Below are 8,628 nucleotides of genomic sequence, written 5' to 3'. Positions count from 1 at the left end.
AGGGCCTTTCCGCTCGACTTGCATGTGTTAAGCACGCCGCCAGCGTTCGTCCTGAGCCAGGATCAAACTCTCCAACAAAAACCTGTTGAACAGCATCCTGACAACAAACAAATGTTGCCAAAGGAATCCCCACCAAACAAACCCGAAAGTCTGCCCAGCACGGGGTATAAATCATAATTGGCACTGGCTTATCAAGCACCCTGTTGAGTTCTCAAAGAACAACCACACACCACCCGAAAGCCCCGACCAACAGGACCCCCGAACTGGGGTATCTCATCCACCATGACCAGCGCTCCAGCGCCAGGCACTTTTACTACGTTACCCGGTGGTATCCGCCGTGTCAAACCGCTCTGTCACGATCAACACCACATCAACCACAATTCCACACACCACGAAACCCCGGCTCACACCGGAAACCCCGCGATTGTCGACAAGCCGGCCGCTGCGGTCTCCCGCACGCTCGCCCGGTGCCCTGCCGGCGTCAAACACTACCCGGTCGGTTTCGCCTCACCAAATCGACCCCCCGGGCCGATCCGGGCACCGCCCGGTCCGCGCCTCGCAGGAGCAACCCCACGAAGTCGGAACCTCACACCGCGCTCCGGCCTTCGAGGCATTCACCCCGGTTCGTCCGTTCCGCGCTGGCAGAGAGAAAGTTACGCGTCCGCCGAGTTGATCGTCAAATCCGGCGGACGCGTCGCACGTCACACCCGGCCGTCAGGGGCGCAGCTCGACCCCGGCGAAGGAGCGCTTGCCCCGACGCAGCACCAGGTAACGGCCGTGCAGCAGGTCGACCGGGTCGACGGTGGCGTCGACGTCGGTGACCCGGGTGTTGTTCACGTACGCACCGCCCTCGGTGATCACCCGACGGGCCTCCTTGAGCCCGCCGACCAGCCCCGCGTCGCGCAGCAACCCGGCCACGTCGGGCAGCTCACCGGTGAGCTGCACCAGGCCGGCCTCGCTCAGCGCCGCACGCAGCGTCTCCGGGGCGAGGTCGTCCAGCGAGCCCCGACCGAAGAGCGCCTGGCTGGCGGCGACGGCCTGCCGGGTCTCCTCCGCGCCGTGGACCAGGGTGGTGAGTTCCTCGGCGAGGGCACGTTGGGCGCTGCGGGCCGCCGGGCGTTCCGCCGTCTCCTTCTCCAGCGCCTCCAGCTCCTCGCGGGAGCGGAAGCTGAAGTACCGCAGGTAGCGGGTGACGTCCCGGTCGTCGGCGTTGACCCAGAACTGGTAGAAGGCGTACGGGCTGGTCATCTCCGGATCGAGCCAGACCGCGCCGCCCTCGGTCTTGCCGAACTTGGTGCCGTCCGAGCGGGTGACCAGCGGGGTGGTGAAGGCCTGCACCGGGCCGGCACCGCGGCGACGCACGTAGTCGACACCGGCGGTGATGTTGCCCCACTGGTCCGAGCCGCCGTACTGGAGCTGGCAGCCGTGCCGTCGGTGCAGCTCGAAGAAGTCGTTGGCCTGGAGGAGCTGGTAGCTGAACTCGGTGAAGCTGATGCCGGTCTCCAGCCGGGCCCGCACCACCTCACGGGCGAGCATCTTGTTGACCGGGAAGTGCTTGCCGACGTCGCGCAGGAACTCGACCACCGACATCTCGCCGGTCCACTCCAGGTTGTTGACCAGTTGCGCCGCGTTCTCCCCGGTGTACGACACGAAGGGCGCGAGCTGGTCGCGGATGCGCTGCACCCAACCGGCCACCACCTCGGGCGGGTTGAGGGTACGCTCGGCGCTCTCCTTCGGGTCGCCGATCTGGCCGGTGGCGCCGCCCACCAGCAGCAGCGGGCGGTGCCCGGCGAGTTGGAGCCGGCGGGCGGTGGTGACCTGCATCAGGTGGCCGACGTGGAGGCTGGGCGCGGTCGGGTCGAAGCCCACATAGAAGGTGGCCGCCCCGCCGTCGAGCAGCGCACGCAGTTCGTCGGGGCCGGTGGAGTCCTGGATCAGGCCGCGCCACCGCAGGTCGTCGGTCAGGGAGTCCCGCCCGTGCGGGAGGTTGCTGTCGGTCACGGTCACCGATTCTCCCCCATTGCCGACCTGGGGCCGTACCGGGTTTGCCGGCCCGCGGCGCGGCTAGGCTGGCCGGGCCGGTGCGACGAGGAGGAAAGCCGTGGAAATCCCGGAGATGACGGATGGTCTGGTCGGCCTGCTGGGGCTGACGTTCGACGAGGCCAGCGGCGACCGGGTGGTGATCCGCTGGAAGGTGCGGCCGGAGCTGCACCAGCCCGCCGGCATCATGCACGGCGGCGTCTACTGCACGGTGGTGGAGACCGTCGGCAGCGTGGGCGGCACGCTGTGGCTCGGCGACCGGGGCAGCGTGGTCGGGGTGTCCAACCAGACGGACTTCCTGCGGGCGGTACGCGAGGGTGAGCTGGTCGCGGTCGGCACCCCGGTGCACCGGGGACGCAGCCAGCAGCTCTGGCAGGTGGAGATCACCGACGCCGAGGGCCGGTTGGTCTCCCGGGGCCAGGTCCGGTTGCAGAACCTCACCCGGGACTGACGCCGCGACGCCCTGGCCCGGCTGCTCCCCCGCCTGGCCCTCCGCCCGGGCGACCGGCGGGACGTGCGGGCCGGGCGAGAAGGGCGACCAGCGGGACGTCCGGGCCGGGTAGGGCGAGCAGGGCGACCAGCGGGCATCGGGCGTCGGGCATCGGGCATCGGGCATCGGGCATCGGGCATCGGGGGCAGGTGACCCGGGAAGCCTGACCGGTTTGCCGGATGCGGTGCCTCCTGCGCCGATATCGTCGCCTCGATGACCGCCGCCGATCCCGTCCCCCCGTGAGGGCGCTCCCGGGTGCCACAACCGCGTCCCCGCGTCGGCCGGCCCGCGTGAAGCTCCTCGCCGCCACCCTCGGGGTGCTGTCGGCCATCGGCGGCTTCGTCGACATCGGCGACCTGGTGGCGGCGAGCCAGGCGGGGGCCCGGTTCGGCATGGGCCACGCCTGGGTGCTGGTGCTCGGGGTGGTCGGCATCTGCGCGTACGCGGAAATGGCCGGCCGGATCGCGGCGGTCAGCGGGCGGGCGGTGTTCGACCTGGTCCGCGAACGCCTGGGTCCCCGTATCGCGCTGCTCAACCTGGCGGCGTCCTACCTGGTCACGGTGCTGACCCTGGCCGCCGAGCTGGGCGGGGTGGCGTTGGCCCTGCAGTTGGCCTCCCGGGTGAGTTACCTGCTGTGGGTGCCGGTCGCGGCGTTCGCCGTGTGGCTGGTGCTGTGGCGGATGCGCTTCCAGCTGATGGAGCGGGTGTTCGGGCTGGCCGGGCTGACCCTGCTGGTGTTCGCCCTGGCGCTGTTCTGGTTGCCGACCGACTGGGCGGCGCTCGGCCACGGTGCCCTGCACCCCGGGACGGCCGGCCAGGGCTGGGGTGCGTACTGGTTCGTGGCGGTGGCGTTGTTCGCCTCCACCGTCAGCCCGTACGAGGTGTTCTTCTTCTCCTCCGGCGGGGTGGAGGAGAACTGGAGCACCGCCGATCTGGCCGATGCCCGGTCGAGCGTCCTGATCGGCTTCCCGGTCGGCGGGCTGCTGGCGTTGTCGCTGGTCGCCACCGCCACCGTGGTCTTCCACCCGGGCGGGGTGTCGCTGTCGACCCTCGACCAGGTCGCCCGACCGGTGGTGCTGGCGTTCGGCGGGGTGGGGCTGGCGGTCGCCGCGCTGGCGTTCTTCGCGGTGACCTTCGGGGCCGCGCTGGAGACCGGGCTGTCGGCGGCGTACGCGGCGGCGCAGTACTTCGGGTGGCAGTGGGGCAAGCGGGTCAGTCCCCGGGAGGCCGCCCGGTTCCACAGCGTGCTGCTGGTCAGCGTGCTGGCCGCGACGCTGCTGCTGTCCACCACCGTCGACCCGGTGCGGTTGACCGAGTACATGCTGGTGGCCAGCGCGGTGGTGCTGCCGTTGACGTACCTGCCGATCCTGGTCGTCGCCAACGACCGCACCTACCTGGGTGACGACGTGAACGGGCCGTGGCTCAACCTGCTCGGTGCGGTGTTCCTGCTGGTCATCGTGGCGGCGTCGGTGGCCGCGATCCCGTTGGCCGTCGGGACGGGGATGGGACGGTGAGGGTCCAGCTCGCCCGGCAACTGCTCGACCGGCAGATCGTCGACGCCGACGGGCTGCTGCTGGGCAAGGTCGACGACGTCGGGTTCGCATTCGACGCGCAGGGCGTGCCCTACGTGGCGTACCTGCTGACCGGGCAGGGGGCGCTCGGGCAGCGGATCGGCGGGCGGATGGGGCGGTTGCTGGTGGCGCTGGCCGACCGGTTCACCGAGGGGGCGTCGACGCCGCTGCGCATCCCGTTCGATCAGGTCGCCCGGATCGACAGCGCGGTCCGGCTGCGGGCCCGCGCCGACGAGCTGCCCCGCCCGCCGGTGGAGACCTGGCTGCGGCGGCACCTGATCGACCGGATACCGGGCGCCGGCCGTGCGAGCGGGTGAACTGCTCGGCCGCACCGCGTACGACCTGCACGGGCGGCGGTTGGGGCGGGTGGTGGACGTGGTGGTGCGGGGTGGTTTCCCGGACGGCCGGCTCCGGCTCACCGACGTGCTGGTGACCGCCCACTGGTGGAGCCGGATGTGGGGCCGGCTGATCGGGGCGCAGCGGCACCCGTCCGGCCCCTGGCTGATCCGGGTGAGCGCGCGGGCGTTGAGCCGGGACACCCGCCAGTTCCCCGCCGACCAGATCCAGCTGCTGCCCCCGGTGCCGGGCTTCCCGTTCGGGACGCCACCCCGGTCGGGTTGACAGCCCGGCGGGCCGGGGGCAGGCCGGACGGCACGGGACCGTGCTATCCGGCGCAGCGAGCCGGCAGGGCGGACGCGCGCAACGCCGCGGCCAGCCACTCGTACGGGAACCGCTCCGGTGGGTCGTCGTTCACGGTGGCGACCAACTCCATGTACCTGTCGAACGGTCCCTCCGCCGGCATGCGGTCCCACTCCGCGCCGGCCAGCATCCGGTCGGCCGCCTGGATCCGGAACTCGGGCGTGTCCGGCAGCCCGGGGCTGTCCGGCGTCGCGAAGATGCCTGTCAACCACCCGATCCACTGGTCGGCGATCCCCCTGCCCCGGGGCGAGTCCGGCGGTACCCGCTCGCGCGCCGCGTCCAGCACCGGTTGGCCGATCGCCGCGCCCGTCTCCAGCGTGTCCAGCATCGGCGGCGAACTCATCAGCGGCCCGGCCCCGGTGGTGCACGCCTGGTGCAGCTCATGGCGTACGGCCTGCCGGACCTCGGGGTCCCGGACCAGCTCGGCCAGCTCGATCCACGCCTCCAGCTGCGCCGCGGTGGGTTGTTCGGGCAGCTCGGGCCGGGCCGCCCGCCACCAGTCGACCATCCGCTGCGGTGGCTCCCACCCGGTGGAGACCTCGGCCCAGAACTCGTCGATCAGCCGGTCGCGTTCCTCGTCCGGCATGCCGACCAGCTTGTGCATCAGCGTGACCTGCTCGGCGGTGGAGTCCTGGCGCAGGAGGGCCGACAGCACCGCGCGACGGCTGCGCAGCCGTGTCTCCTGCCGGGCCAGCAGGGCGAGGTGGGTGGTCGCCAACTCGCGCAGGGTCGCCTCGCCGGCCAGCACCCGCCGGATCTCGTCCAGGCCGGCGTCGAGTTCCCGCAGCGTCCGGACCAGTTCCAGTCGGGCGATGGCCGACACGTCGTACAGGCGGTGGCCGGCCGGGGTGGTGGCGTCTGGCGTGACGACACCGGCGTCCGCGTAGTACCGGACGGCGCTGACGCTCAGGCCGGTCCGCCGGGCGACATCCCCGATGGCGTACAGCTCGTTCATGTTCACGACCACCACTATGCGATCTCCAGCGGCTTGAGATGCAAGCCCCACGTCGTCGTGGCGTCAGGCGTGGGCTTCGTCGTGGACGGGTTCCTGCTCGTCGGTGGCGGACGTGGTCGGGGCGTGGTGCAGCCGGATCTGGGAGATGGCGCGCTGGTCGACGCCGGTGACGGTCATCTCCCACCCGTCGATGGTGACGCTCTCCCCCGCGACGGTGGGGATGTGCCCGAGGCAGGACAGCACCATCCCGGCGACGGTGGTGTAGTCACCGGCCGGCCGGTTGGGCACATCGACGCCGATGTCGGTCAGGTCGTGCACGGGGAAGGTGCCGGGCATCACCAGCGACCCGTCGGCCTCGGTGCGTACCGAGCGGACGTCCCGGTCGGTCTCGTCGTAGATCTCCCCGACGATCTCCTCCAGGATGTCCTCCAGGGTGACGATCCCGTCGACCGCGCCCCGCTCGTCGACCACCAGGGCGATGTGCTGCCGTTCCGCCTTGAACTGGCGCAGCGCGTCCACCACCGGCAGCGAGTCGGGCAGCAGCATCGGCGGTCGGGCGCAGTCGTCGACCGGCCGGTCGTCCGGCACCCCCACCAGGTCCCGCAGGTGGATCACGCCGACCGCGTCGTCCAGGCCGCCGTGGCGCACCACCGGGGCCCGGGAGTGGCCGGTGGCGGCCAGCAGCAGCCGGGCGGCCTCCGCGGTGGTCCCGCTGTCGAGCGTGAAGACCTGCAACCGGGGTACGAGCACCGCGCGCAGCTGCCGGTCGGCGATCTCCACCGCACCGGCGATGATCGTGCGTTGTTCCTTGGTGAAACCGTGGTTGCCGGCGACGATGTCGCGCAGCTCGTCCGGGCCGATCTCGTCGGGCTGCTGCTTGGGGTCCACCCCGGCGAACCGGACCACCAGGTCGCTGGTGGCACCGAGCAGCCACACCGCCGGCCGGGTGAAGCTGGAAAGGATGTCCAGCGGGCGGGCCACCAGCAGCGCCCACCGTTCGGCGCGCTGCATCGCGATCCGCTTGGGGGCAAGCTCACCGAAGACCAGGGTGACGAAGGTCAGCACCAGGGTCACCAGCACGATCGCCACCGTCTCGGCGGCGCCGCCGACGAAACCGAGCAGCGGGACGAGCGGCTTGGCCAGGGAGACCGCTGCGGCGGCCGAGGCCAGGAACCCGGCCAGGGTGATACCGATCTGGATGGTGGCGAGGAAGCGGTTCGGGTCCTTGGCGAGCCGGGCGAGCACCCGGCCGGCCCGACTGGTGCGTTCCAACCGCTGCACCTGGCTGTCCCGCAGCGACACCAGGGCCATCTCGCTGCCCGCGAAGATCGCGTTGAGCACCACCAAGACTCCGACCAGGGCCAACTGGCTCCAGTAGCTCTGCACGCCCGGCACTCTCCCTCAGGCGGGGGGCGTCGGCGACGGGCCGACGCCGCCGGGCGGAGGACCCGCCCGGCGTAGCCCAGTCTGTGCCCAACCGCGCGGTCGGCGAACCCTCCCCACGGCCATCGTCGGTGACCGGATGCGGCCCGCACGGCGGTCCGGCCCGGTCCGGCCGTCGGGGGACCCGACGCGAGCCCGACGGCCGGCCTGGCCCCCACCGGCTGCGGCCCGACGGCCGGCCTGGCTGCGACCGGCCGTCCGCTGACCGCCGCCGGAGGCCGACGGTCGGTGCGCTGCCCGGCGGTCGGGGGTCAGCGCCGACCGGCGGCCGGGGCCAGGTCGAGGACGTACGCGTCGCCGTCGGGGCGGAAGCCGAGCCGGTGGTAGTAGGGGGCGACCATGCCGGGTGGGCTGACCACCCGGCGGAAACCCCGGTCGGTGAACAGGCTGCTGCGGCGGTAGACGAACTCGCCGGGGGTGAAGTCCCGGAAGCGGCGGGTCACGTAGTCCAGGTCGATCTGGGCGGTCCCGTCCGCCTCGGCGTGCGACAGCACCACCCCGACCACCTCGTCGTCGCGTACCACCAGGAAGGCCGACCGGTCGGCGTCGGCCGGGGGTGGGCGGAAGTCGGGGTTGAACCGGGCGATGTCGGCGGCGTGCACCCGCAGCGTGTGGGCCAGGAACTGGTCGCCGACGCCCACCTCGACCACCTGGTAGGCGCGGTCGTCGTGCCGGGTGGCCAGCATCGACCGCAGGTACCACACGTTGATCGCGGTGAGCACCACGTTGAGGCCGACCATCGGCCAGACCTGCACGGCGGCGTTGTAGCCGATCAGGATCAGGCAGCCGACCAGGTTGAGGGCGCGCAGGCGCAGGATGCGGGTCTGCAACAGGGACCAGACCAGCAGCGCGGAGCCGGCCCAGCCGACGAGTTCGAGCCAGTTCACCCCGCGAGACTAGTGCCCGCCCTGGTCAGCGGGGACGGCGGGCAGCTCCAGCAGCCATTCCTCGACCTCGACGCCCCGGCCGTCGGCGTACCCCGAGTCCTCGCCGACGACCACGAAGCCGCACTTGCGCAGCACCGCCAGGGAGGCCCGGTTGTCCTTCGCGGCGCGGGCCCGCACCGGCCGCTGCGGCACCTCGCGCAGCAGGGCGGACAGCGCGGCGGTGGCGTGGCCGCGCCCCCACCGGCGCGGGTCGATCCAGTAGCTGACCTCGGTGTGCTCGTCCACCGGGAAGGCCGCCACGTGCCCGACCACCGCGCCGTCGACGACCACGGTGCGGTTGACGACCCGGGGGTCGGCGCGGATGCGGGCCCAGTGCGCGTCGAACACCGCCCGATCGGTCGGGTCGGCCGGGCCGAACGCCGCCATCCAGGCCGCCTCCGGGTCCTGCTCGTGGGCGAAGAAGTGCGGGAGGTCGTCGTCGCACACGGGCCGCAGGGACAGCTCGTCGGTCATCGCCGGAGGATACGCACCGGCACCGACAAC

Annotated in this window: 9 protein-coding genes and 1 rRNA gene (1 of these 10 cut by a window edge); 4 read left to right on the top strand and 6 right to left on the bottom strand. The window is 72.0% G+C overall.

Features of this window, described 5'->3' with window-relative positions:
- Together J7462_RS31475 and tyrS are read right to left on the bottom strand one after the other, a co-directional pair.
- Window positions 1-78 (bottom strand): 16S ribosomal RNA (locus J7462_RS31475) (it extends 1,437 nt beyond the left edge of the window).
- A gap of 636 nt (window positions 79-714) precedes the next feature.
- On the bottom strand, window positions 715-2,001 hold the full coding sequence (tyrS, locus tag J7462_RS31470) for a tyrosine--tRNA ligase (RefSeq protein WP_208570224.1): 1,287 nt from the start codon (window positions 1,999-2,001) through the stop codon (window positions 715-717).
- Window positions 2,002-2,116: 115 nt separating this feature from the next.
- On the opposite strand from tyrS, the gene J7462_RS31465 reads away from it, so the two are divergent.
- The 4 genes from J7462_RS31465 (at window position 2,117) to J7462_RS31450 (ending at window position 4,722) form a co-directional block, all read left to right on the top strand.
- Window positions 2,117-2,491, top strand: a complete 375-nt coding sequence (locus J7462_RS31465) for a PaaI family thioesterase (protein WP_208570223.1) — start codon at window positions 2,117-2,119, stop codon at window positions 2,489-2,491.
- A 329-nt stretch (window positions 2,492-2,820) separates the two neighbouring features.
- Complete coding sequence (locus tag J7462_RS31460) at window positions 2,821-4,044, top strand: divalent metal cation transporter (RefSeq protein WP_308291089.1); 1,224 nt, start codon at window positions 2,821-2,823, stop codon at window positions 4,042-4,044.
- Window positions 4,041-4,418 (top strand): hypothetical protein, encoded by a 378-nt coding sequence (locus J7462_RS31455; RefSeq protein WP_219469835.1) that lies wholly within the window; start codon window positions 4,041-4,043, stop codon window positions 4,416-4,418. The genes J7462_RS31460 and J7462_RS31455 overlap by 4 nt, the downstream gene beginning before the upstream one ends.
- Window positions 4,405-4,722, top strand: coding sequence for a PRC-barrel domain containing protein (locus J7462_RS31450; RefSeq protein ID WP_219469832.1), 318 nt, complete (start codon window positions 4,405-4,407; stop codon window positions 4,720-4,722). The genes J7462_RS31455 and J7462_RS31450 overlap by 14 nt, the downstream gene beginning before the upstream one ends.
- A 43-nt stretch (window positions 4,723-4,765) precedes the next feature.
- Here J7462_RS31450 and J7462_RS31445 read toward each other — a convergent pair whose 3' ends face one another.
- The 4 genes from J7462_RS31445 to J7462_RS31430 all read right to left on the bottom strand — a co-directional run bounded on the left by J7462_RS31445 (window position 4,766) and on the right by J7462_RS31430 (window position 8,598).
- A complete protein-coding gene (locus J7462_RS31445) occupies window positions 4,766-5,761 on the bottom strand; it encodes a MerR family transcriptional regulator (protein WP_219469830.1) in 996 nt (331 codons plus the stop codon).
- 57 nt (window positions 5,762-5,818) lie between these two features.
- Window positions 5,819-7,141, bottom strand: a complete 1,323-nt coding sequence (locus tag J7462_RS31440) for a hemolysin family protein (protein WP_308291088.1) — start codon at window positions 7,139-7,141, stop codon at window positions 5,819-5,821.
- Between the two features lie 308 nt (window positions 7,142-7,449).
- A complete protein-coding gene (locus J7462_RS31435) occupies window positions 7,450-8,085 on the bottom strand; it encodes a YgjV family protein (RefSeq protein ID WP_219469827.1) in 636 nt (211 codons plus the stop codon).
- Between the two features lie 9 nt (window positions 8,086-8,094).
- On the bottom strand, window positions 8,095-8,598 hold the full coding sequence (locus J7462_RS31430) for a GNAT family N-acetyltransferase (RefSeq protein ID WP_219469823.1): 504 nt from the start codon (window positions 8,596-8,598) through the stop codon (window positions 8,095-8,097).
- Window positions 8,599-8,628: the final 30 nt, after the last annotated feature.

It is taken from the genome of Micromonospora sp. RL09-050-HVF-A (assembly GCF_019374995.1).
GTDB lineage: Bacteria > Actinomycetota > Actinomycetes > Mycobacteriales > Micromonosporaceae > Micromonospora > Micromonospora antibiotica.
Note: the sequence above shows the minus strand (reverse complement) of the source record. Positions and strands in the feature narration are given on the sequence as shown.

Coding starts and splice junctions, on each gene's coding strand:
- J7462_RS31430 (WP_219469823.1), bottom strand. CDS start 8,598: ATGACCGACGAGCTGTCCCTGCGGCCCGTGTGCGACGACGACCTCCCG.
- J7462_RS31465 (WP_208570223.1), top strand. CDS start 2,117: ATGACGGATGGTCTGGTCGGCCTGCTGGGGCTGACGTTCGACGAGGCC.